The sequence below is a fragment of the Mesorhizobium sp. M7A.F.Ca.MR.176.00.0.0 genome, assembly GCF_004023165.1.
Classification (GTDB): domain Bacteria; phylum Pseudomonadota; class Alphaproteobacteria; order Rhizobiales; family Rhizobiaceae; genus Mesorhizobium.
Genome location: NZ_RZTC01000002.1, coordinates 25,459 through 49,866, shown reverse-complemented (window position 1 = coordinate 49,866; position 24,408 = coordinate 25,459). Strand labels below are relative to the sequence as shown.

19 protein-coding genes are annotated in these 24,408 nt (G+C 60.9%); 4 read left to right on the top strand and 15 right to left on the bottom strand.

Translation table 11 applies throughout. The features are described from left to right. Window positions 1-27: 27 nt before the first annotated feature. A complete protein-coding gene (locus tag EOB59_RS01180) occupies window positions 28-564 on the bottom strand; it encodes an OmpA family protein (RefSeq protein WP_127321072.1) in 537 nt (178 codons plus the stop codon). A gap of 161 nt (window positions 565-725) precedes the next feature. Here EOB59_RS01180 and EOB59_RS01175 point away from each other — a divergent pair, with 161 nt between their 5' ends. Beyond that, window positions 726-1,358: a hypothetical protein gene (locus tag EOB59_RS01175; protein ID WP_245486493.1), complete on the top strand. Its 633-nt coding sequence runs from the start codon at window positions 726-728 to the stop codon at window positions 1,356-1,358. Here EOB59_RS01175 and EOB59_RS01170 read toward each other — a convergent pair. From EOB59_RS01170 to EOB59_RS01155, 3 genes are all read right to left on the bottom strand, one after another. Beyond that, window positions 1,340-2,584, bottom strand: coding sequence for a caspase domain-containing protein (locus EOB59_RS01170; protein ID WP_128287431.1), 1,245 nt, complete (start codon window positions 2,582-2,584; stop codon window positions 1,340-1,342). The two genes, EOB59_RS01175 and EOB59_RS01170, sit on opposite strands and share 19 nt — an antisense overlap. 7 nt (window positions 2,585-2,591) lie before the next feature. Further along, window positions 2,592-3,698, bottom strand: a complete 1,107-nt coding sequence (locus tag EOB59_RS01165; RefSeq protein WP_128287430.1) for an OmpA family protein — start codon at window positions 3,696-3,698, stop codon at window positions 2,592-2,594. A 597-nt stretch (window positions 3,699-4,295) separates the two neighbouring features. Next, window positions 4,296-6,845, bottom strand: a complete 2,550-nt coding sequence (locus EOB59_RS01155; protein WP_128287429.1) for a caspase family protein — start codon at window positions 6,843-6,845, stop codon at window positions 4,296-4,298. 1,190 nt (window positions 6,846-8,035) lie between these two features. On the opposite strand from EOB59_RS01155, the gene EOB59_RS01145 reads away from it, so the two are divergent. Then, window positions 8,036-9,427, top strand: a complete 1,392-nt coding sequence (locus tag EOB59_RS01145) for a phospholipase D-like domain-containing protein (RefSeq protein ID WP_245486492.1) — start codon at window positions 8,036-8,038, stop codon at window positions 9,425-9,427. Between the two features lie 86 nt (window positions 9,428-9,513). Here EOB59_RS01145 and EOB59_RS01140 read toward each other — a convergent pair whose 3' ends face one another. The 10 genes from EOB59_RS01140 to EOB59_RS01095 all read right to left on the bottom strand — a co-directional run bounded on the left by EOB59_RS01140 (window position 9,514) and on the right by EOB59_RS01095 (window position 21,610). Next, window positions 9,514-10,554: a sensor histidine kinase gene (locus tag EOB59_RS01140; protein WP_127329069.1), complete on the bottom strand. Its 1,041-nt coding sequence runs from the start codon at window positions 10,552-10,554 to the stop codon at window positions 9,514-9,516. After that, entirely contained in the window at window positions 10,551-12,038 is a 1,488-nt protein-coding gene (locus EOB59_RS01135) for an ATPase domain-containing protein (protein ID WP_127329067.1), read from the bottom strand. Before EOB59_RS01135 ends, EOB59_RS01140 begins: the two co-directional genes overlap by 4 nt. A gap of 286 nt (window positions 12,039-12,324) precedes the next feature. Continuing rightward, window positions 12,325-13,068: an amino acid ABC transporter ATP-binding protein gene (locus EOB59_RS01130; RefSeq protein ID WP_127807823.1), complete on the bottom strand. Its 744-nt coding sequence runs from the start codon at window positions 13,066-13,068 to the stop codon at window positions 12,325-12,327. After that, on the bottom strand, window positions 13,065-14,039 hold the full coding sequence (locus tag EOB59_RS01125; protein WP_127332355.1) for an amino acid ABC transporter permease: 975 nt from the start codon (window positions 14,037-14,039) through the stop codon (window positions 13,065-13,067). Before EOB59_RS01125 ends, EOB59_RS01130 begins: the two co-directional genes overlap by 4 nt. A gap of 56 nt (window positions 14,040-14,095) precedes the next feature. After that, the gene (locus EOB59_RS01120; protein WP_128287427.1) at window positions 14,096-14,929 is read right to left on the bottom strand and encodes a transporter substrate-binding domain-containing protein; all 834 of its coding nucleotides are present in this window, start codon (window positions 14,927-14,929) and stop codon (window positions 14,096-14,098) included. 265 nt (window positions 14,930-15,194) lie between these two features. Further along, on the bottom strand, window positions 15,195-16,022 hold the full coding sequence (locus tag EOB59_RS01115; protein WP_127811247.1) for an alpha/beta hydrolase: 828 nt from the start codon (window positions 16,020-16,022) through the stop codon (window positions 15,195-15,197). 2 nt (window positions 16,023-16,024) lie between these two features. Further along, the gene (locus tag EOB59_RS01110) at window positions 16,025-17,101 is read right to left on the bottom strand and encodes an LLM class flavin-dependent oxidoreductase (protein WP_127807824.1); all 1,077 of its coding nucleotides are present in this window, start codon (window positions 17,099-17,101) and stop codon (window positions 16,025-16,027) included. 27 nt (window positions 17,102-17,128) lie between these two features. After that, window positions 17,129-18,640, bottom strand: coding sequence for an aldehyde dehydrogenase (locus tag EOB59_RS01105; RefSeq protein ID WP_127807825.1), 1,512 nt, complete (start codon window positions 18,638-18,640; stop codon window positions 17,129-17,131). Window positions 18,641-18,662: 22 nt separating this feature from the next. Then, a complete protein-coding gene (locus tag EOB59_RS01100; protein WP_128287426.1) occupies window positions 18,663-19,640 on the bottom strand; it encodes a flavin reductase family protein in 978 nt (325 codons plus the stop codon). Between the two features lie 176 nt (window positions 19,641-19,816). Then, the gene (locus EOB59_RS01095; protein ID WP_127807827.1) at window positions 19,817-21,610 is read right to left on the bottom strand and encodes a helix-turn-helix domain-containing protein; all 1,794 of its coding nucleotides are present in this window, start codon (window positions 21,608-21,610) and stop codon (window positions 19,817-19,819) included. A gap of 163 nt (window positions 21,611-21,773) precedes the next feature. Here EOB59_RS01095 and EOB59_RS01090 point away from each other — a divergent pair, with 163 nt between their 5' ends. Continuing rightward, the gene (locus EOB59_RS01090) at window positions 21,774-22,355 is read left to right on the top strand and encodes an amino acid synthesis family protein (protein WP_128287425.1); all 582 of its coding nucleotides are present in this window, start codon (window positions 21,774-21,776) and stop codon (window positions 22,353-22,355) included. 799 nt (window positions 22,356-23,154) lie between these two features. Then, window positions 23,155-23,472, top strand: coding sequence for a metalloregulator ArsR/SmtB family transcription factor (locus EOB59_RS01085; protein ID WP_164895544.1), 318 nt, complete (start codon window positions 23,155-23,157; stop codon window positions 23,470-23,472). A 188-nt stretch (window positions 23,473-23,660) separates the two neighbouring features. On the opposite strand, the gene EOB59_RS01080 is transcribed toward EOB59_RS01085, so the two are convergent. Further along, window positions 23,661-23,960 (bottom strand): DUF1236 domain-containing protein, encoded by a 300-nt coding sequence (locus EOB59_RS01080; protein ID WP_127266845.1) that lies wholly within the window; start codon window positions 23,958-23,960, stop codon window positions 23,661-23,663. Window positions 23,961-24,408 lie beyond the last annotated feature (448 nt).

The following is a 24,408-nucleotide window of genomic DNA, read 5'->3' as shown; positions in this document are numbered from 1 at the left end:
TCCTGGAACAGTGGCACGCGGTAGGTGCTATTGCGTCTTTATCCGCATTTCCACGCGGCGGTTAGCCGGATCGTACGGGTTGGGGCTGCGCGGATTCTTTTCGCCCATGCCGATCGGGTTGATGCGGGCGGCCTCGACACCATTGGCCGTCAGGAAGGCTGCCACCGATTGCGCTCGCCGTTGCGACAGGCCTTCGTTGTAGTGGACCGTGCCGGTGGCATCGGTGTAGCCTTCGACAACGAAGTTGAATGTGCTCAGCCGCCTGTCCTTCAAGGCCTTGGCGAACTCGTCGAGTTCACTGCGCGCTGTCGCGTCGAGTTCGGCCGAATCCAACCCGAAATTGATCAGCATATCGAGGCTGGATTTTTCGGCCGGCGCGTCTTTTGCCTTGGTCTTGCTCTTGCACTCTTCCTCGGTTCCTACACAAATTCCTCGCGACTTACCGAGGTCGGCGGCGCCGGCAAAAAACTTCACGATGTCTTCTGATTTCTGAACAGGGTCGGCGGAAGCGTGAGTCGAGAAAAACACGACTGCCAACACCAAGGCTGAACTGCCCCACTGCATAGCGGTTACTCCTGCTTGAGCATCCGATTTCGATGGTGGTGATCATACCAAATTCCGGGGCAATTGTCTGTCGATAAACGCCAGGGGATGCGGCGGTGCCGGCAGTTGTTGCAGCGTCACCGGTTGAGACTTGACCCGCGCCGCGCCTGGGGCTTGAGTGGTTGGAGCTTCTCGATGAAGGCGTGGCGGTCATGGCCAATGAGCTCCGATTCAAAACGGCACAGGATCTCTTCATGGCTTGTCCCGCTATTGCCCGGGACATGAGAGCCCTTCCAACCGAACAGCAATCGATCGAATTTTGCCGCGACCTGCTCGCCGGGCGCGTTCCCGAAGAGGCGATCACGTTCTGTGCCTACCTGCTTCCCGATCGGGCTGCGGTCTGGTGGGCGCATGAATGCCTGAGCCATCTGAGCGAGTTGCTCGATGGGACTGATCACGAGTTGCTCGCCTATGTTCGCGACTGGGTTGGTGAACCGGACAGCCCCCACCATCGCGCCGCAGTGAGCCAGGCAGAGGCAACGCCGCCAACAACCCCGGGAGCCTGGATTGCCCGGGCGGCGGGATGGCGTGACAACGGTTCCTTTATTGTCGGATCTGTTGTCGGCGCAGAAGCACCATCGGCCTTAACGTTTCCTGCCGCCCATGCAGTCAATGCCGGTGTTCTGGCCGGGCTGGCGCGTGTCGCACTGGTGGACCGCTTTGCCGTTCTTTCCGCGTTTGTCGAAATGGGCATCCAGATGGCCGAGATCGAGGCGCTGCGCCAATCGGCGGATGCTTACTTGCAGCCACCTTGAGCCCATTTGGCAAGCGCCACCTTGAAGCGCGTTCCAAGTGGATGTTGCAGGCGCAAAACGGAAGCATCGTTGGTGGCGAAATTTTTCGCCTGTTCGCATAGCCGTGCCTCGTCCCATTCATGGCAGCCGTCGCAGCGTTTGTCCTCCCATACCGACTTGTCCAATCCCTCCACCGGGCTGAACAGGGGTTTGCCCTTGATTAGCTGGGCGATGCTCTTGCCGTCGATTGCCGGATCGCCGAAATCGATCGGATGGTCGAAAAAGATCGGGGCGTCCGACCCCAGCCTAGGGATCTTCTGACGCAGCACATCGAGCGCAAGCTGGTCGTCGCTTTGGCCTGATGCGCTTGCAGCGCCGGTGTTGCGCGCGTCGGATCCGCCTTCGGCCTGAGGCGCGCTCGCCTCGCCCACGATCAATGGCGCATTGAGATCGACCTTGTGCAGAACGACCTCCGTGGTCAGCGAGACGCTGATCCAGGGATGTTGCTTGCCGGTGGTTGCCTTCAAGACGTCGCTGGTGACCCCGTTCATGGCCTCGGTGATGGGGACGTTCGGTGCGCCGATATGCTTGAGCAGCGCCGAGGTGAAAGGCGAATGTTCGCCCGACCCGTCGTAGGCGAGTTGATTGGGACTGGCGGCGAAAGCGACGAGCGTGCCGGCGCCGCCCTTCTCTATCGGGATTTCGGCAAGGCCGCTGCTTGCGCCTTTGCCGCCAGCGGTCTTGGCCAGCATCTCCGCGAGGGAATTGTCGCGGCAAGCGTCGAGAAATACCAGCCTGATGCTGGTCTCTCGCGACATCTGGTGCAAAATGAGGTCAACCGACACGGCCTCGAAGTCGAGGGAGGTTTCGTCCTCAAGCGTGGCGTCGACTGGAAGTAGGTAGTTCTTGCCCGAAACCTGCAAGCCGTGGCCGGCGTAAAAGAACAGGGCGATGTCGGCACCGCGCCCCTGCTTTGCGAACTGGGCGATCGTTGCCTGTGTTTGCAGCTTGGGCAGGTCGAAGCCGGAAAAGACCTCGAAGTCGAGTTTCTTCAAGCGTTCGGCCATGGCCTGGGCGTCGCGCACCGGATTGGCGAGCGGCGCCGCGTGCTGGTACTGGGAATTGCCCAGAACCAGCGCGATCCGGCGCTCGGCACTGGCGGCTGTTACAGTCAAAAGCAAGGCAAGCGCGGCAAGCCCGGCGGCACGAAAGAGGCCACCGCAACAGGCGATCAGATCGGACCTCACCGGAACCTCAGTTCACGAGCTTGGAGGCGGAAAACTCGATCCGCCGATTGAGCGCCTTGTTCTTCGGCGTATCGTTGGCGGCAACCGGCCGATCTTCGCCATAGCCGGCGGCGCTGATCTGATTGCGCGGAATGCCCTCGGCAATCAGGGCGTCGGCAACCGCCTGGGCTCGCCGCTCCGAGAGCAGCTTGTTCGCGTCCGGCGACCCGTCGGAATCGGTGTAACCGGAGACCTCGACCTTCAAGCTTGGGCATTTGCCGACGACACCTTCGACCTCCGTCAGCAACGGCCGGCTTTTCGCATCGAGCCGCGCGCTGGCGGGACGGAAGTAGATCGCACCAGTGCGCGAGAGCACGGTAAACCTGTTCAGGCATTCCTCATCGCTGAAATTCGCCTTCGCGGCATCGGTGGCAACGGGGCCGACGTCGGCTGTGCTTGCAGCGACGGTCTGGGCGGCGGCGGGCTTGCTGCCGTCAGCGGTGAAGACGAAATCGAAGGACACCGACGCGGTCGGAACGATGTTGGTCACATTGGCCGCCTGCTGAAGCTTGTCGACATTCGGCAGCAGGCCGAAATCCTCCACATGAACCGCGACCGGAGCCTCCGAAGCGACGGAGACCATGTTGTCACTGATCATGGTGACGACGATGCTGGCCTCGAGGTCCTTGTCGACGCCGTGCAGATTGAGACGGAAAGGCAGCGTCGACTTCACCCTGCGCTTTGTCGCGAGATCGGCGAATGCGGCGGGATCCACCTTGGCCGTCAGCTCGGCCGTCGGGTACTTGAATGTCTCGAAGAACAGGAAGCGCATGCGGACGTTGCGCAAGTCGACGCCGGTATCGACCGAATTGAGGTCGAATGTGACCTTGGCATCACCCGCCGAATTAAGTGTGCCGGTGATGTTCCTGATCTTGTTGGTCTCGACGATCGTGTTCTTCTTAACCGACTGGTAGGTGATGACTGATGCTGTGGGATCAAGCGTCCAGTTCGGCGCGGCGTTGGCGGTTTGCGATCCGAGCAGCAGCAAGCCGGAAAGCGCGACGATCAGGCCTAGACCTCGTGTGGCGGGGTCTTTCAGCCTCGTCTTCCACCAGAATGCGACGACTTCGAACATGGAATGCCCCTGCCCAGGACCACCGTATCGACACGACACCTGGCAGGAGCATAGAGTACTTGCACCCGCTTGGCGAGCAGGTGCGCCGGTCGTCGCGAAAGCGTGAAAATGTCGCTCGCGCTCAAGTTGCGGGATGGTGCGCTAAGGCGGGTACAGGGATGCGGAGGCTGCATCCGGGGTAGCAGCGCTTGTTGGCGGATCGGTGTGATTTGGCGTCTGGATTTACTGATTGCGGCGGAAACGCCTCCCCCTTTACACCTACTGGTTAACCTCCTCCCCAGCCGCCGCCACCGCCGCTGCTTCCCCCTCCGCTTCCGCCTCCACCCGCAGTGGGAAAGACAGGCGGCTTTACAGGGACCCCTTCAACCGGCTGGACCTCCTCAACCGGTTGGACCACTTTCTTGACGATCTTCTTCTTGACGACCTTTCGCGGCGGCGCCGTGCGAACGACCTTCGGCTGGGGCTTCGCCACAAGCGGCGTAGGTTCAAGCTGGGGCACCAAGGACGTGCAGCCCATGAGCCCCGCCAGGACGCCGGACAGAATTGTTCCGATGATTGCTTGCTTCGATATCCTGCCCATCTTTGCCTCCCAGTTGATCAGAACAAGTCCCGACGCGGATTGGCTTCTTCCCAGACTCGCCTGGCCACGCTGACCAGTTGTGCGTCCAGCGAACCGGACGCGGGAAGCTTCGACTTGAGTTCTTGGCGCAGCGCTTTCAACGCCGCCGTTTTCGGCTTCGCCCCGAATTGTGCCAGTATCTTCTGGGCGTCCGGCAGTTCCTTGCGAAAATCGAGCGCGACCGCGAATGCAAGGAAACGCACGGCGACGGCCTGGTCGGCCTTGTCGGCCTTTTGCATTTCGAGGGCCGCGCGGTCATAGGCACTCGACTGGTCGCCCCGCGCGGTCGCCAGTTCGAACAGCCTTTGCGCTTCGGCGACGTTCTGCTCGACCCCGACGCCGTCCCGGTACATGCGCGCAAGGCTGCCCGGAGCGTAGGGCTGGCCGAGGTCCATGGCCTTCTGGAAGAGCCCCAGCGCCGTCTTCGGATCCTTCTCAACGCCCTGACCGTTGAGATAATTGCGCCCGAGCAGGTTCATCGAATACATGTCCTGCCGCTGCACGCCGGCCTCGAGGAAAGCAACGGCCCGGGTCGCATCGGCGGGCACGCCGTTGCGGCCCTCGGTGAAGATCGCGGCGAGATCGTTCATGGCATAGGTGTGCCCCATCGCCGCCGCCTTGAGCAGCAGGTCCAGGCCCTTGGCGGTATCGGGCTTGACGCCCCTGCCGTTGAACAAGATACGGCCCCAGGACGTCATGCCGTAGGGATCGCCCTTGTCGGATGCTGCTGCGTAAAGAGCGTTGGCTTGCGTGCGGTCGATGGCCATACCGGTTCCCGTCGCATACATGTAGCCGAGCTCGAACACGGCGCGCACATGTCCCTTCTTGGCGGCCTCCTCGATGGCTGTCTTCGCTTCCTCGACCTTGCCGGCTGCAAGCAGCGCGCGCCCCAGTTCGTAGCGGAAGCGTGGGACATCGGGGTAAGCCTTCACAGCGGCTTCGCAAACCTCCACGGCGCTGGCGCCGATTTCGTTCGGCAGCAGGCCGGGAACGACGCCTTGCAGGTCCAGAGGCTCGCCGGCGGCGGAGTCGCACGGATCGACGCTTGGCGACAGCTTCATCGTGGCGGGCTTGGACGAAGCGCTGTCCGCACGGATTTCGAAGCCGACCTCGACCGGCGCGACGACTCCGATCTGAGGTTCGTAGCGCAGCCGGTCGACTTCAGCGGCCATCAGGCTGGACTGAGGTGACAGGGTTCTGTCGGGGAGCGAAAGGGTTCCTGTCGCGGGATATGCCGAAACTTTGAGACTGACCGCGGGATCGTCGGTCGGGAAATCCAGGTTAAGCGCAACCGGGCCCACGCCAACGGGAACATCAATGTCGCGGTTTTCGATCGCCTCGGCGGCACCTGTGATATGAATGCCGCGCTCCACCACCTGTTGCTTTTGCTCGGCCGCGAGCGAGGCCATGACCTGTTCGCCATGGGCCCCTTCGCCGCTTTTGACCCGGAACACCAGGATGCCCTGGCTTTGACCGCCCCAATTGTCATGCGTGGCGTAGGCCAGCATATCCACCTCGTCCTGCGCGTCGACCCCCTTGGGCACATCCATCTGCAAACGCGGCAGGTCCTTGCCCTGGATCGGTTCGCCAACCTCGACAGGATTCCCGTCCAGCATGAGGCGGCCGAGAGCAGGTGGTCTCTCGATGCTCACGGTGATCGTTCCGCCGTCGACATCGACCGGTTCCGGCAGGCCTAAATCGACCGGGCCGACCCCCGACAACACGACCTTTTCAAGCACCGGCGGCAGCGAGGGGCGGTTGCTGCGGCGCATCAGCACCACTTCGTCGATCAGCGACGAGTTCTCCCAGGGAACCTGCAGGCCTTTTGTTGCCTCCACCACATCCCGGCGCACCGCCGCCATGACCGTGCGGATCTCCTGGTTCGGGGCCAGCGCGCGACGGGAAAACGCCGCCGAAAACGGACTGAGGTCGCCGCTGCCGTCATAGGCCGCCGCCCCAGGCTCGGTGGCAAAGGCAATGAGTGTGTTCAGCGAGCTTCTGACCTGCGCGAGCCCGGCGTTGCCTCCGGTGATAAGCTGGTCTCTCAGCCAGTAATTCTTGCGCGGGAACGGATTGTTGCGGCAGGCATCGAGGACGATCACCTGGATCTTCGATTTCGAACGCATCTGTTCCAGGACATCGTTGAGCTTGATGGCCTGGACCTCGATGTCCGCAGCCTGCTTCAACGAGGCATCGACGGGAATCAGGAAGTTTTCGCCGCCGATCTGGAAACCGTGACCGGAATAGTAGACGACGGCGAGGTCGGCGCCATCGATCGCGGCAAGATAATTGCGGAACTGCTCTTCGAACTGCAGCTTGGTGAGATTGCTTGCAACGAAAACTTCGAACCCTGCCAGTCGAAACGTCTTGGAGACGTCCTCGGCATCCTTGACCGGGTTCTTCAGCGCCGGGAATTGCCGGTAGTCGGAATTGCCGATCACCAGGGCGACCCGTCGATCGGCCGACGCATCGAAGGTCGTAAGGGCCGCTACGAAGAAGACCGCGATGAATCCGCAAAGTCGGAGCATGGCCTGTTTCCACCGTCGCTACCTGATGACCACAAGCCCCCAAGGTTGCGGTATCAAGGCTGTTAAAGAGCTCACAATCAGCCGAGACAGGAACAGAAAACAAAAAACCGTCGCGACAGCAGGCACTTTCCCATCCGATCAGGATCTAAATTACCTCAGAGCCGAGCCATCCGCAATGAGTGTCAAACGGCACCGGCATGGCTGTCTGGATGGGACGCACCCGCCAAGTCCCAATCCAGCGACGGGTGCGCCTGATGCCATCCATCGGCTCCCACGGTAGACGGGAAGCGGCCCATCGAAGCCTTTCCGGTGCGATTTTCTTCGCCAAGACTGGCGGTTTCCGACAATGATCATCGCGTGTCGCAAAAAACTTTTTGGTATCAATCACTTCGCGTCGCGTTCCGAGCGCGCCCAATTACTATTTATGATAAATATTGTGAGACCTACTGTGATACAAATTTTGTCGCCAAGGGTAAACTTTCACAATAAATTCAATTACTTACTGGAAAACCGATGGCACCGTTGGCTGGGATCACTCAGCCCGTCACTAGCTGTTTTTGTTACATTTTCCATCTTGCGGGGTGTCGTTTGTATCACAATAGGTAACACGATCTCGGCAGCGGATATTCCGCCGGCGACACGGACAGACGCACCTTGCATCGCGTACGAGGCTGCGCAATTTTTGCAAAAGCAGGAACATAGCTGCATCGCCCAAGTTAAATACCGACGGCATTGGACCACGAATTCATTTTCGCATTTTCCAGGCTGCCAGAATGCTCCGGGATTTTTGATGCTCGAACGAATGGGCAGGACAATGTATCGCTGTCACAATGGCACGCTCGATTTTGGAACGGAGCTTTTGACGAAACCCTACACGATCGACAAGTTGGCCGAGAAGGTCCGAAAGGTGCTCGATCGAAAGTAACGACTGGCCAGAGGCGATGTACTCAAGTGGCCTACCCATAAGCCACTGTAGGCACGGCGGGGCGGTATGATGCCTCATGGGAACCAGGGGCACTGCCGCGAGTTCTTTGGAATGGCAAATCATACGGTCACAAGCGTGCTTAACTCAATTGGCACATTGACCTCTCGTCCCGCTGCGTTCCTGATCTTGTTGGCTTACGCAATTCTTTGGATGATCTTCGAGCGACAGAGCTTGGATTGGCACGGAGCCGCAATCACGCGGATCGATGATGAAGAGCCCGAGGAGATCGAAAAGCATCGCCATCGCCAGCAGCGGGGCGATTGACGTGCAGCCTTTCGGTTCCGTCGCGTCAGGCGCCCGCAAGAAGACCTCCGGCATTGAGCTTTGGCGAAAGGTGCTCATCTATCTGGCCATCGCCACCATGGCCAGCCTGCTCACGGTGTTGATCATAAATCTTACTCCAGAGCCGCGCGTTCTACGATCAATCGTCCCCCATCGGTTCGACGCTACGGATCCCCAATTTTCCGAGACGATGAGCAGCTATTCGCAAGGGCAGATGTTCGATTCCAACGCGGTCCAAACTCTCATCAACGGAGACGAAATATTTCCCTCAATGCTGCAAGCAATCGGGGCGGCTCGATCCAGCGTCGACATGGAGACATATATTTATTGGTCAGGAGCCATCGGCTACGAGTTCGCGATCGCATTGGCGGCGAAAGCCAGCGAAGGCGTCGAAGTCCGTGTGAACGTCGACTGGGTTGGCAGCCTTCCCTTCGACGAGGACTTGATCCACATCATGACCACTGCCGGTGTGAGGTTCGAACGCTATCGGCCTTTACGCTGGTATACGTTGGACCGTGTAAACAACCGAACTCATCGCAAGCTGCTGATCGTCGATGGCCGGATAGCATTCACTGGCGGCGCCGGCATTGCCGATAATTGGCGCGGGAACGCACGCAACTCAAATGAATGGCGCGACACGCACTACCGGATCGAAGGACCCGCCGTGTCCGCATTCCAAGCGGCGTTCGCGGAAAACTGGCTCGAGACGACCGGCGAGACATTGCAGGGCGGAAAGTTCTACCCTGCAGTTGCGCCCGCTGGTGGGCTCGATGCCCAGTTGATACTTTCTTCGCAGCCAAACGGCTCGGAGAACATGGAGTTGATGATGTTGGCAGCAATAGCCGCGGCCAAGGATCATCTGCGCATCGGCATGGCCTACTTCGTGCCCGACGACATAGCCCTGCAGCAGATTCTTGATGCAAGGAAGCGAGGCGTCTCGGTCGATGTCATCGTTCCCAATTGGCTGACGGATGTGCCCATAGTGCGAAAGGGTTCACGTTATTTCTGGGGCGAATTGCTCAAAGCCGGTGTGCGCATTTTTGAGTTTCAACCCACAATGTACCACCCCAAGCTTTTGATCGTCGACGATGTCTGGGTGAGCGTTGGCTCGGCCAATCTGGATGAGCGTTCCTTGCGCCTCAACGATGAGGCCAGTCTGAACGTCTACGGCATGGAATTCGCGCGAACGCAAATAGACATCTTCAACGAGGACCTGAAACGATCAAGGCAAGTCAGGCTGGAAGAGTGGCAAGCACGTCCGGTGAGCGAAAAGGTCACCGACTACTTTGCCAGCAGGCTACGCTCCCAGCTCTAATAGTGTGGAGATGCAAAGTCCCCGCGATTGCTCGCCAGATAGGCCTTTTGCCGCCAATAGGGCGCCCCCGAAACGGCCCGCGCAGACTAGTAGGCAGGGACAAGCCTGGTGTCCCGAAGGGGCAAGTCCATTGCAAATCTTAACCCCTTGGGGTGGTATTGCAGCTCAACCTTTGCGTCGCACTGCACGGCGACAACCCTCTCTAGCAAGGTTGTGCCAAAACCACTTCGCTGGGGCGGGTGCACCTCAGGGCCATCGCGTTCACGCCAGTCAAGATGAACCACTTGAGCATTTTTGAATTGCGCCACCGACCAGCGTACCTCAAGCCGTCCCCGAGGCCAGGACAACGCTCCGAATTTCGACGAATTCGACGCCAGCTCATGGAAAGCCATGCCCACGGGTATTGCGAGATCCGCGACAAGCGCGACATCAGGCCCTTCCAAGAGAATGCGTGACCTGTCCGTCGTGTCGTAATGCCGAAGCTCGGTTTCCAGCAATTTGTGCAGAAATGCGGTCTGCCAATAATCATCTGTCAGCATCGAATGGGTGTCAGCCAGAGATACCAGCCTGGCCGAGAAATTGCGCACGAAATCATCCACATTGCTGCTTGAGCGGGCTGTTGCCCCCATCATCGCTCTCACATTAGCGAGAGTATTCTTGACGCGGTGATGAAGCTCCCGGATCAACAGCTTCTGACGATGCGCCACTTCCTCTTTGTGCTCGAGCAAGGATTTGACTTCGAGCTGCCGCGTGCGGGCGCGCAGCGCGGAACGCACGGAGTTGGCTAGACTTGATGCCAGAAACGGCCGCTCCAGAACGATGAGATAGCGGTCGAGAAATCTCAGCCGCTCGTCGAACTCAGCGCCACGCATCGTGAGAAGAACGATCGGAAAATCAGACCAGGCCGGCTGGCTTTCAAGCCAGGCGGCGAATGGATTGCGATCCGAAGTGAGCAATGCTTCTTCTGCAACGACTAGGCACTGTGCCATATCCAGCAGCGGCAACGTCTCAGCAAGAGTGCTGCAGATATGCGTTACAATGCCCTTCGACGCGAGGATTGATGCCGCGATTTTTGCATCACGGCCGGTCGGTGAGAGGATGAGCACTCCGGGATCCGTTGCCATCACGATGATTTATCTTTGAGAAGATCGCCCTGCTTGCCCTGATAGGAGGGCACCCCCGTCAGGATGCCTCGGAACTGTTCAAGAGGTTCCCCCACGGCGAGGCCGGCGGGGCTGATCTTGAATTCGCGAATGGTGTCTTCGTGGGCGCCGACGCGCTTTTTCACTACTGAGATCGCGCGCCTCAACCTCCCGTCATTCTCAAAGAAGCGCAACAACATGACCGAATCGCAGAGGTATGTCATGTCCACGGGCGCCACCATTTGCCCGAGCAATCCGTGGTTGGCGAGCAGAAGGATTGTGACGACGCCTTTTTGATTGAGGTAGGTAAGGATCTCGTGCATTTGCAACACCAGATGCTGTTCCTCGGACATCGCATTCAAGTAGCCGGTTAGGCTGTCGATCACCACAAGCCGCGCATTCGAATGGTCCACGGCGGCTTGGATCCGAGACGACAGCTCTCCGGGTGACAGTTCAGCAGGCTCGACTTTCTCCAGGAGAAGCATGTCACTCTTGATGAACGGTTCCAGGTCCAATCCAAGCCCGGCTGCGCGCGCCAGGAAGATACGCTTCGTTTCATCGAAAAGAAGCACCAGCACCGTCTCGCCGCGCAAAAGCGCTGCGTGGCAGAATGTTGAAGCAATCGTAGACTTGCCTACACCTGATGGCCCGATCAACAAGGTGCTGGTGCCTCGTGACAGCCCGCCGCCCAATAGATTGTCGAGGGAAGTGCCACTTAGGGCTGGCGGGCCCTGCTTCCCTTCGTCGTGTTCGCCGGCCACGAGCCGGGGGAAGACCGATACCCCACCTGGCCGGATGACAAAGTCATGGTATCCGCCACGAATTTCCACACCTCTCATCTTGATGACCCGCAAGCGGCGGCGTTCCCCCCCATACACGGGTGACAGCTGCTCCATGCGAATGACCCCATGGCTGATAGAATGCAGGTTCAAATCGTCAAATTCGGCGGTCAGGTCGTCAAGGAGCAGAACCGTTGCGTCGTTAAGAAGGAAGAAGCTCTTCAACGCCAGCACCTGCCGCCGGTAGCGCAAGGAGCCCTGGGATAGGAGGCGTATCTCCGACAGGGAGTCGAAAACGACACGATCCGGCTTAAGACGGCCTATTTCATCCAGTGCGGATTGGACCGTTTCACCCAGTTCAAGGTCGGAGGAGTGCACCAGTGTCTGGCGTTGAGACGGATCGAGGCTGAGCTCCGGGGGTACCAGTTCCAGAATGTCTACGCCGTCTAGTGACATCCCATGACGATTGGCGACCGACAGAAGTTCACGCTTGCTCTCGGAAAGTGTGATGTAAAGGCACCTGTCTCCGTTCTGCGCGCCGTTGATCAGAAACTGCAGCCCGAGCGTCGTCTTGCCGGATCCAGGCCTGCCCTCGATCAGGTGTGACCGGTATTTGGCATAACCACCTCTCAGGATGTAATCGAGACCCTCGACGCCAGAAGTGATCGGTGATGCATCATCTGTTTCCAAAGTGCCCTCTCGCGCGGACCAGGACCACCGTAACGGCCAGGATTTTCAATGGTTCCCCGGCTGACTTGCAAGGCATCGGCAACACTGTGGGTACGCAAAATCCGGCGCCTACCGCATCGATATTGTTGAGCAGCTTGGTGATTGGCATTGAGGCTAGCAAAGCGTCCGACGTCAGCGTCGCGCTGGCAGACACGATCCGCAAGGATCGGCGGCACCCGCGCGCTGCTGGTTGAGGAAAGGCACGGGCCGTTCGTCCAGCGCATCCACGCAGCTTTTTTCTGGAAGTTTAATGCTTCAGTATCTGGCTGAGGAACAACTTGGTTCGATCATGGCGCGGGTGGCCGAAAAACCCGTCGGGCGTGCCCTCCTCGACGATCTGCCCAGCGTCCATGAAGATCACCCGGTCGGCAACCGCACGCGCAAAACCCATCTCATGCGTCACACACACCATGGTCATGCCGTCCCGAGCCAATCCCGTCATCGTCTCTAGCACCTCGGAGACCATTTCCGGATCGAGGGCGGAGGTCGGCTCATCGAACAGCATGACAGCCGGTTCCATGCACAGGCTGCGGGCAATCGCCACGCGCTGCTGCTGTCCGCCGGACAGCTGGATGGGGAACTTGTTCGCCTGCTCGGGAATGCGGACCCGCTCAAGGAACTTCAGTGCGGTCTTGCGCGCCTGCTTTTCCGATACGCCCTTCACCCACATTGGGCCGGCCATGCAGTTCATCAGCACCGTCATGTGCGGAAACAGGTTGAAGTGCTGGAAGACCATGCCGACGTTGGAGCGCACGGCGGCAACGTTGGTCATCTTGCCATGTAAGGCAACGCCGTTGACGACGATGTCGCCCTCTTGATGCGCCTCCAGGCGATTGAAGCAGCGGATGAGCGTTGATTTGCCGGAACCCGAGGGCCCGCAGATCACGATCCGCTCGCCCTTGTGGACGATCAGGTTGATGTTCTTCAGCGCCTGGAATTTGCCGTACCATTTGGAAACGGACTTGGCTTCAATGATGGCCGGAGCGCTCATCGCACCTTGCTCCTGTGGTAATGCCGTTCGATCCGCGATTGGACCAGTTCGAGGCAGATCGACAGCATCCAGTAGATCATGGCTGCCGAGATCAGCATCTCCATGTGCTGGAAGGTCTTCTGTCCGAGGGTGCGCGCCAGGAACATCAGCTCCCACACGCCGATGACCGAGACCAGCGAGGAATCCTTCAGCATCGAGATGAACTGGTTGCCCGTTGGCGGAATGATGACCGGCAATGCCTGCGGCAGAATGATGCGACGCATGGTCAGCGTGAAGCCGAAGCCCATGGAGCGCGACGCCTCCCACTGGCCGCGATCGATGCTCTGTATGCCGGAGCGGAAGATCTCGGTCATGTAGGCGCCGTAGCAGAGCGATAGCGCCAGGATGCCGGCCGGAACCGCATCAATGACAAAGCCGAGCTGCGGCAGCCCGAGATAGATCAGATAGACCTGCATGAGTAGCGGCAGGCCGCGGAAGAAGGAGGTGTAGAAGCTGGCGATGGCGTAGGCGAAGCCATTGCTGGAAAGCTTGGCCACCGCACCGGCGACGGCGATGACGGAAGCGATAACGATCGAAATGGCCGAGACGTAGAGTGTGGTGACAACGCCCTGGCTAATCAGGAACGGCAGCTTCTCCCTGATAAAGGGCAGGCTGAGATGGAACGTTTCGAAGAAGGCGATGAACAGGAGCAGCAGTTCGAGCCAGACGATGCCGATCTGGAACTTGAGCGGCGCGAAGCCGATCAGCACGACGTTCAAGGTGAAGATCACCGCTATGGCGAAAGCAATGGCAAAGCGGCCGTAGAAGCCACTCACCGACGGTTCGCCGATCACGGGGCGCATCAGTTCGGCAAAGCTGGTGCTCGACATGTTGAAAGCCATGAAGAGAAGCAGAACGACGCCGAACATCGTAGCCACGAACCAGGGTTTGTGGACGAGGATTTCGGCTTCGACGGTATCGGGATAGAGCATCTTTGAGCACCGGCTGTTCGGCGGCCTGCCGGGGGGCAGGCCGCCTTTGAAAGGGGCTAGTTGGTCTTCGAATAATCCTGCCCGTACCACTTTTCGGAGAGCTTGCTCAGCGTGCCATCCTCCTTCATCGCTTTCACGGCGTCGCCGATCTTGGCGGAGAGTTCGGGATCGCCGCGTTCGATGGCAATCGCCAGCGGCTCGTAAAACACCGGATCGCCTAGTTGCTTGATCGGGTAGCCGGCCTTCTCGGCGTCGAGGATCGACGGTAGCGAAGAGACCACCGCGTCCAGGCGCACGCCGTCGCCGAGGCGGAGGTCGTCAAAGGCGGTCGTCGAATTCCCGTAGGAGCGGACCTCCTCCGGGTTGAGCTTGTACTCGAATGGCGGCGCGCCGGCGGCGTCGAGCGTCAGATCCTTCTTGGCATAGGCCTCGAAAGTGGAGGTGCTGGTGGCGCCGACCACCTTGCCGTCGAGATCTGCCAGCGTCTTGGCCTTGCTGTCCTTGTGCACGGCAACGGCCGCCGGCGTGTAATAGTAGACCGCCGGAAAATCGAAGATCTCGGCGCGTTTCTTGGTCGGCGTCATCGAGCCGGCATGCATGTCCCAGCGCCCCGCCCAATGGCCGGCGGTGATGATGTCCCAGCCGGGCGTGATGAACTCGACCTTGACGCCGAGGTGCTTGCCGATGGCCTTGGCGACGTCGACATCGAAGCCGTCCAGCTCGTTGCTGGAATTCACGAAGGACTGCGGCGCCCAGTTGGCATCGGTCGCCACCTTGAGCGTGCCGGCCGCCAAAACGCGGTCGAGCACCGCGCCTGCGTGAGCAGGATATGCGCCAAGCGCAAGCGCCATCGCGGCCAACGTCAGCTGTGGTCTGTTCCAGAATGTCATATCCGTATTCCCCTGTTGTTGTTCAGTTCCTTGCAGTCACTTCCGTTCAGCCGGTCGTGACGTCCCAATTTCGTGCCGACCTGGTCGGCGTCCTCTCCCAAAGGCCCGCCGATTTAGCGACGTCGTGGCCGGTCCGGTCTTCCGATGTCGCGGAGGATGTTAGCCGTCGCCATTCCCCCGATCACAGGGAAGGTCTCGGCCCGCTCCCTGCGAGGGGTCGTGCAGCCAGTGGTGTCCGGCGTTCGCTTTCGCATCGCGAAGGCTGCTATTCATCGGCGCCGCCCCCTTTCCCGCGGTCAGCGTCCATCAGGAAATCGCCCATCAGGGTGGCAACCCGAGCCGGCGCCTCGATCAGGATCGAATGACGAAGTCCGGGCAGGATGGCGAGTTGCGACCCTTGCACCTGTTCGTGCATCAGCCGTGCCATCCGCGGGCTGGAGCCCTGATCGTCCTCCCCGGTCACGATCAGCGTCGGGCAGGTGATGCGGTCGAGAATGCCGCCGAAATCGGTCTCGGCCAGAACGCGATAGGCGGCCGCATAGCAGTCGCGGTCGTTTTCAGCGTCACGCCGGCGCAACTCGGCGATGACCTCCGGGTTGCTGTCCTGAAAATCCTCCGTCAGCCAGCGCGACAGCGAGGCTGCATGATGCACTGAGGCATCGCTCGCCATCAGCGCCGCCAGCCGGCCACGCACCGCGTGCCGTTCCTCGGGCGTGCGGCCGGCGACCGTCGACAGCAACACCAGTTTTTTCAGGCGCTCGGCATGCGTCAGCGACAGGCGCTGTGCGATCAGGCCACCCAGTGAAAACCCGGCCAGATGGAAGGTGGCAAACCCGACATGGTCGGCCAGCGCCAGCGTTTCCTTGACGAAATCATCGATCTCGTAACGGCCCTTGATCCGGCTGGAGCGGCCATGGCCGCGCAGGTCGAAGGTGAGAACCGAGAAGCGATCTTTCAGTTGGCCCGCCACGCCACTCCAGGCTTCGAGATAGGAGCCGACTCCATGGATGCAGACCAGCGGCAACCCACCCTCACCCTCAAGGCGCCAGTTGAGCAGTACGCCCTCGACATCGAGCTGGCCGGAGCGCGCCATGGTCACGCCCTCGCCGCCTGGCGCGCCCTTTCGCGCTCGCGCGCGGCGAAGACCGGCATCACCTCGTCGACCCACAGCTTGATCGTCTTCTTCTGCAGCTCGAACGGCAGGTTGAACGTCAGGCCGAGGCAGTACTGGTCAACGCCCGCGGCTTCATAGTCGAGCAGCTTCTCGATCACCTCGTCGGGCGTGCCGAACATCAGGTTGCGACGGATGTTCTCGGGATTGTAATTGTCTTTGCCCTTGACGCTCTCGTAGGGGATAGCTTCGGGAAAGCCGTTTTGCACGGTGCCGATGTTCTGGAACAGGTTCTCGAACGCGCGGCCATAGTCAATGGCATGCCCGACCGCGATCTCCCAGTCGTGCGCTCGTTCGTAGACGCAGGTGCGCCGCTGCATCATCAGGCGCGGGCGCGGCACCTCTGGATGATCGGCGACGGCCTTGCGGAATTTCTCGCCGAGCACGGCGATCTCGGCCGCCGGCGCCGACAAGGGCGTCGACAGGATCGAAGCGCCGATGCCGACCGCCCAGTCGAAGGTTCCCGGGTCCCGCGCGGCCACCCAGATCGGCGGATGCGGCGTCTGCAGCGGCTTCGGCACGCCGGCGGCGAGCGGGAACTTCCAGTAATCGCCGTCATGGGCATAATCCTGTGCCCACAGCTTCTTCACCGCCGGCACCAGCTCCTTCAGATAGGCAACGCCTTCCTGCTGCGGCATGCCGCCGGCCATGCGGTCGAACTCATATTGGTACGAACCGCGCGCGATGCCGAACTCCAGCCGCCCGCCGGTCAGGTGATCACAAAGTGCCGCCTCCCCTGCCAACCGGATCGGGCTCCAGTAGGGCGCGACCAGCGTCGAGGTGCCGAGGCGGATCTGCTCGGTATGCTGGGCAAGCCAGGTCAGCGTCATCAGGGGGTTGGGCGAGATCGTGCATTCGATCGTGTGATGCTCCGCCGTCCACAGCGTCTCGAAGCCACCCTCGTCGGCCAGGCGCGCCAACTCGAGGAGATTGCTCTTCACCTTCGACATCGGCATGTCGGGCGAGAAGCGTTCCATGGTCAGCGAAACGGCGAATTTCATGTCGGTCTCCCCAGTGCGTCGGGTTGGTCAGCGAAGGCGGATAATGAAGGGGTCCTGCATGGCGCCCGAGTAGTCGATGACGACGTTCTTCAGGCGCGAGAACTCCTCCATGGCGTCGAAGCCGCCGCGCCGCCCGTAGCCGCTCTCCTTGAAGCCGCCATTGGCGGACATGAAGGACGAGGCGCGGTAGGTGTTGATCCAGACGGTGCCGGCTTCGACATTCCTGGCGAAACGCAGCGCGCGGTTGATGTCCCGGGTCCAGATGCCGGAGGCGAGGCCATAGCGGGTGTCGTTGGCGAGACGGATCATCTGGTCTTCCGACGAGAACGGGATGACGCCGACGACAGGACCGAACAGCTCCTCCTGCATGAAGTCCATGCCGTTGTCGGCATCGGTCATCACGGTCGGCTCGAAGTACCAGCCGCCTGCAAGCTCATCCGCCTGCGGCCGCTTGCCGCCGGCCGCAATCCGCGCGCCCTGGCGCACGCCCGAGGCGACGTAGCCTTCCACCTTGGCGAGTTGCACCGACAGCGCCAGCGGTCCGACGTCGGTTTCCTCCAGCATCGGCAGCCCGACCCGCACGCGCCGCGTGCGTTCGACCAGCGCCTCGACGAACCGATCGTAGACGCTGGCCTCGACGAAACAGCGCGAACCGGCGACGCAGGTCTGCCCAGCCGCCGCGAACACACCGGACACGACGCCGTTGACGGCATGGTCGATGTCGACGTCGTCGAAGACGACATGTGGCGACTTGCCGCCGAGTTCCATCGAACAGGGGATGAGGTTCTCAGCCGCATTGGCGGCAATCCGCCGGCCCGTCGCCGTCGAACCGGTGAAGACGAATTTCGCGATGCCAGGGTGCCGGGTCAGCGCGTCCCCCGCCACGGCGCCGGTGCCGGTCACGACATTGACGACGCCGGCCGGGAAGCCGGCCTCCATGATCAGCTCGGCCAGCGCGAGCGTGGAGGCACTGGCATGCTCGGACGGCTTGACGACCACCGTGTTGCCGAGCGCCAGGCATGGCGCCAGCGTGCCGGTGAGCAGCATCAGCGGCGAGTTCCATGGCGTGATCATGCCGACGACGCCGATCGGCTCGCGCAGGTTGAAATTGAGCATGTCGAGCTTGTTGACCGGAATGGTGTCGCCGAGCAGCTTGTCGGCCATCCCTGCGAAATAGGTGTAGCTGTCGGGCATGGCGCGCATCTGCGCCCGCATTTCCTTGAGCAGCTTGCCGTTGTCACGGGTCTCGATCAGCGCCAACTCGTCGGCGTGCTCCAGCACCAGTTCCCCCAAACGGCGCACCAGCGTGCCGCGGTCGGTCTGGGTCATGCGTCGCCAGACTGGATTGGCAAAAGCTAGGCGCGCCGCCTCCACGGCCGCGCCGACATCCTCGGCATTGGCCTCTGCGAATTGGTACCAGGGCTTGCCGGTGGTCGGATCGAAACTGTCGATGTACTGGCTACCTTTCGGCGCCACGAACGCGCCGTTGATGAACAGGTTCTGGCGTGAGCCTTCGAGCGATTCGACCGTCGTTTTCATGCTGTCTGTCCTGGGTGAAGCATCATTCGGATGCGGCTTGCGTCCACGATTGCGACTGGCCGTCGATCATGGCGACGCGGCCGCCGTCGCCGGTGTCGATGTAAATGCCGAAGCGCTTGTCCTGGCGCTCCCGCGCATAGCGGCGCAGCATGGCGCGCAATTCATGGGTGGCGACCCGCTCATAGGGCAGCACGTCGACGGAAAAGAAGGCGTGGCCATCCGGAAGTGCTGCTTCAGCGCTCTCACGGCTCAGTTCGGCGCGGTAGATGAGATAGCCCGGGTCGCTGTCGGCGACGTCGAAGACCGAATAGAGGAAGGTGTTTTCAGGGACGAGGGTCAGCGCCTCGCCGCCATCGAGGACGAGCTGACTGTCGGCCTTGCGGCGCCGCGCCGTCGGCAGCACCCAACTTCCCTTGCCATCGGTGCGCAAGAGGATGCGGTCGCCGGCTTCGACAAGATAGCCGATGATCATGTCCTGCGAGGCCAGCCAGCCGGCAGGCAGCGGATCCTTTACGCTGGCGTAACGGCCGCGGCAAAACCCGAGCGGCGCCGATGGGCTGGTTCCGAAAGCCTGGACCTGGCCGATCAGGATGATGTGGTCGCCGGCCTCGATGCGGTTGTGAACGGTGCAGTCGAACCATGTCAGGCTGTCGGTGAGGATCGGCGCGCCGGTGTGGGCGCGGTCATAGTTGACCGACTGGAATTTGTCCGCCGCTTTGGATGCGAACACCGAAGAAACGTCGACCTGGCCTTCATGGAGGAAATTGACCGCGAAGGACCGTGTTTCGTTGAATGCGGGAAAGCTCGCCGCCGCCTTGGCGACGCAGACCAGGAGCAACGGCGGGTCAAGCGAGACCGAGGTAAAGGAGTTAGCGGTCGTGCCGCGCGGATTGCCGTCGCAGTCGCGCGTGGTGATGACGGTCACGCCGGTGACGAAGGTGCCGAAGGCACGACGCAAGGCGATCGGGTCGATCGTCCTGTGTACCACCGCGTCCGCCATTGCTTTCCTCCCATAGTGTCGGATGAAAGCTAGGCAAGAGACGGCCGGCCTTCTTCCTCCGGTCTGTAGGAAAGATGTCGGGGCGTGCTGCTGCCATCCCGAGCAAGTGCAGGCGCAGCGCGCCTGCACTTGCGGCGGCTGCCGCGTCGAAACAGTGGTGGCGAGGTCAACAGAGTCTAACGGGCTGTCGGCGTGCGGCTGTCGATGATGCCGCTGAGACGGATCGCGAGTTCAACCGCGAAGCGCTGTTCGGGCGTGTCGAGACGGATGCCGAACAGGTCCTCCATGCGCGACAGGCGATAGCGTAAGGTGGTGACATGCAGGCCGATGGCGTCGGCGCAGGCCTGGCTGCGGCAGCCCTCGCGCAGATAGGCAAATAACGTCTCCAGATAGGGCGTGCCGTGCTCGCGGTCATGCGCGATCAGGGCGCCGACACTTTCGTCGACGAAGCCGCGCACGTCCGGAGCGTCGGCAGCGGCGACCAATATCGGCAACGGACCGAAATCCTGGCCGGCAAAAACGCCGGTGCGTCCGAAGGAACGGCCGATCCGGATCATGCGGCGGCACCGCTCCCAGGCGATGGGATAATCGACCAGCGCGGCACAGGCCTCGGAAAGCACAACCACCGGCTCACCTTCGAAATAGCGGCCAAGCCCGGCCGCAATCTTGTGCGGCAATTTCGCGAAGCGCGCGCCATCCTGCCCGGTATCGGCCGGGACAAGACAGACAAGCCCATCCTCCACCGCGATTGCCGTGCCGGCAATGCCGGCCTGCTGCAGCAGACGCATGACCTCATGATGCGGATCGGCAAGGCCGATGGCACCGTCCTGTTCGGCGAGGTCGACGACGATCATCTTCTGTGCAACGGTCAAGTCGAGCCCCAGCCGGCGGGCGCGATTGACGATATCGGCCTCGTCGCGCCAGCGGCGCTCCGCCACCTCCAGGAAAAGCTCGGTCAGCGAGCGCGTCTCGAAACGGAAGCGCACGAAGCTGCGCATCATCTGCACACTGAGGGCGAATTTGGTGCTGTCGAGCAGCATCTGATCGAGTTGACCAGACTCGTGAGGCGTCGGGAAAATCATCAGTGCGCCAACCACTTCGGCGTCGATGCTAAGCGGCTCGATGCGCACCGAAAGCTTGAGCTGTCGCTTGCCGTCATCGACGAACAGCGTCTCGGTGTGACGCCCGTCGGACGCGCCGCGAGCTATCTTGAAGATTTGCCGGCTGAGCGTTCCGCTCACCGCCTGCTGCCAGGAGGCGGTGTCGAAATGCGCCTCGCTCGGGGAACGGCCGGCGACAACCAGATTGGCATGGAAATCGATCACCACCACAGGATTGGGTAGCAGCTCGCTGACTTTTTCGGCGAGCGAGGCCACCGATCCGTCCGACAAGGCTTGCTGGAGAAGCGAGGTGTGCGCCGAGAGGGCGCGCTGCAGACGCTCGCCGGCCTGCTTCTCCTGGCGCAGCCGATGCTGCTTCTCGACCGCGATCTCACCCAGATGCACGATCATGCCGATGAAGGCGATATCCTGCGCCGTCACTTCGGTGATCTCGCGGGAAACGACGGTCAGCACCATCGGCCGGCCGTCTTCGTCGACGCAGTTCATCGGCATGACCAGAACACTGCGGTAGTCGCGCTCGAAGGCTTCTCGGCGGTAGCCCGGGAACTCCTCCGATACGCGCGCGTCCCTGATGTAGACCGGCTCGTTGCGGTTGAGCGCGACGATCGAGGGACTGGTGGCCAGCTCCCAACGGTCCGGCAACGTGCGGTGAATGAGCGTCGGGTCGTGGCGCACGATGACATAGGCGTGGCCGTGGGGGGCGTCGATGCCCATGATCGAGCCTAGAGTCCATTGGGCATGACGACAGGCCGCCAGCACGAGATGGCGCAGCACGGACTGGAGATCGCCGCCCGAATTGATGAGGCTGGCGGCATCCCGCAAGGAGAGAATTTGCGACTCGTGGTCCACGCCTGATCTTCCGCCGCTCGCGAAGGGCGAATTTATAGCCGTCGCGGATATACGAACGCTACACCGCTTCCAAGCGGGACGCACGCCGTTTCTTCCTACGAACCGGAGGAATACCCGATGGTTGGCGTGCATTAGCTTGAGCTTCCACCTGGAGAGGCAAATCATGGAATTGCGAAAAGTCAGCACCTTCATCGAGGAAGTGCACATCGAAGGCGGCAAAGCGGGTGCAAGGCCGGTAACGTCGATCGTGGTGGCAGCCGTCCTGCGCAACCCATGGGCCGGGCGCGGCTTCGTCGAGGATTTGCAGCCGGAGATTGTCGCCATAGCGCCCCGGCTGGGGCAGGAACTCACGAGCCGCCTGATTGGATTGATGCAGGCGGAACGCGTCGAAAGCTACGGCAAGGCGGCCGCCGTCGGAACCGCCGGCGAGATCGAGCATGCCTCCGCCATGATCCATACGCTGCGCTTCGGCAATGTCTTCCGCGACGCCGTCGGCGGCACGACCTATCTCGAATTCTGTAACACCCGCAACGCGCCGGGCGCGCTGCTATCGCTGCCGATGATGCACAAGAGCGAGAACGGTCGCCGCTCGCATTTCATCACCGCCAACTTCCAGATCGCCGACGGCCCGGCTGCCGACGAGATTGTCGTTGCCATCGGTGCTGCGGACGGCGGCCGGGTTCACCCACGGATTGCGGACCGCTTTCAGGACATGAAAGAGATGGAGCAGGAAGCAGCGATGTGAGGCTTGCGCTGGGTTCCACAACATCACCGTGGGTTCCACAACATCACCAATGTTCAGAGCCGGCGAATGCTGATGACGATCTCGCGGCCTGTTTCGAAGAGCTTGCTAGGCTGCAGTGCAGGCTCTCCGGACCCGAAGGTGCTTGGCGAACTGCACAGGGGTCCTTGCCGTTCATCTCCGGCCCATCGATGCTGTCGGCATGCGGCGTTGCGATCCGGCACCTTTGATGCCGGAAGCACTGTGGCGGTACCTAGTTTGTCAGTACCCTCCAATTGCCTGCCTCTTCAAGAGCCCGCTACGCCGGTGGCGGTGTTTTGCTTTGTTGGTGCCGCAAGCGTCAGGAAGGCAGTCGCCGAATTGACGGGAACAATTTAGCGAAAAGTAAATTCAACGGTCTTCTGGTAGGAGGCCAAAGTGTCCCAGCGAAGCATCGACAAAGACCGATTGGATCGCGCAGACCGCGAGGCAAAAGTTGCTAACGCGGCCGAGAGAGAGGCGCGTTTTTTAAAAACTGCGCGACTTCGAGAACAACGCCTTGCTGCCGAAGCCAAAGGTTCCCAGGCTTCGAAGAAGGGTCGATCCAGGAGCTAAGGCGCTTAGCCGCCGACGCCGGCCGTCAAACAGCGACGCCCTTCTGATGGAACATTACGCTACGCTAATAGTTCTAACGCGCCGGAGCGCCCGACGATCCCGGCACGTCATCCTTGGCCCGCCGCTGCGGTAAATGGGAGGCGAGTTCAGAGTTCTTTACATTTCGGCCTGCGCAAGGCCCGCTCGACGCGTGAGTGAGGGAGACATCATGGATCCCGAAAACCACAGCATTTATGCGCCGTCCGCCGAGCTGCTCGCTGCCATGGCTAATGAAAAGCGCCTTCTCGCTCTAGTCATTCTTGCCAACGGAGAAATATCCCTTTCTGATCTGGCGTCGCGCTTAGGGCTTAGCAACTCCGCACTCTCCCAACACCTTAGCATAATGCGAGAATTTGGGCTGGTCACGCGGAAGCAGGAGCGTCAAAAAGCGTATTACTCGTGCACAGATCGTGCCCTGAAGGTCCTTGAACTCCTGGACTGGCTTGCTGAGCGGAAAACTCTGCCTGGCCGCGACCATCATCCATAAAGCCCGAGACCTTTGGAGGGGTTTCCTCTCGGCCTTCGCTCTAACGTGCTTTCCGCATTCGTGCCGGAGAGGCGTGCCAAGAACGCTTGCGATGTCGCGACTTTAAGGCTCATCATCTTCGTCCGTACGTGGAGATTTATAGCTTCAGCCCCGCCGCCAGCGATGGCGGCGGGGTTGGATTGGTTCGTTCAGTCGTAAACCTTGATGATTTTTCGGGTGCCCGGGTCCACCAGCACCGTGCGGTTGTCGACCACCACATAGCGGTATTTGACGTTGGGGACCTCATGTATCTCAACCGTGTCTGGCAGAGCTGTCCCGACATTCAGTTCCACGCCGGGGAGCTTGACCGACGCCAGGGGCTGCTGCTTCACATATTCGCGGATGACGGTGTCTTGTTCCGGCTGGATAATGATGTCGTCCGCGGCGGCTGAGCCGATCCCAGCCAAGAGCAACATCGCTGCTGCGGTGTTCTTTAGAAGCATGTTCATATCTGCACTCCCGTGGGGACGGGCGCAACACGATCATCGTCCCGCGCCGCCCGGCAACTTGAACATGGAGCCGCCCTAAACGTTCCGCCTTAGGCACTTAGGTCTAGTCCTTTTGGGGCCTAAGTCTGGTCCTAGAACACGCATTGGTCCTGTCAGAGACAGCGACTGGAACGCCTCCCCCCCCGCGGCTGTTGTCTCTCGAATTTGGGAGAAACCCAGATGGATAAAGTGCTGGCCAAGCACGCTTCTCGTGATGGCACTCGTGCTTGGCTGACATGTGGTGGATCGGCGCAGCAACGTCCCTTCCGACGCCGATAGCAGGGTTCGCGAGCCGCCCAGCTGCTCGCGAACCCTATATCTTTAACTTGGAGTAGGTGACCTGATGTTGCGCGACAAAGAGAGTCGGATCTTAGAGGCAGGCTTACTGGCAGCAGTGCCTATCTGTGTG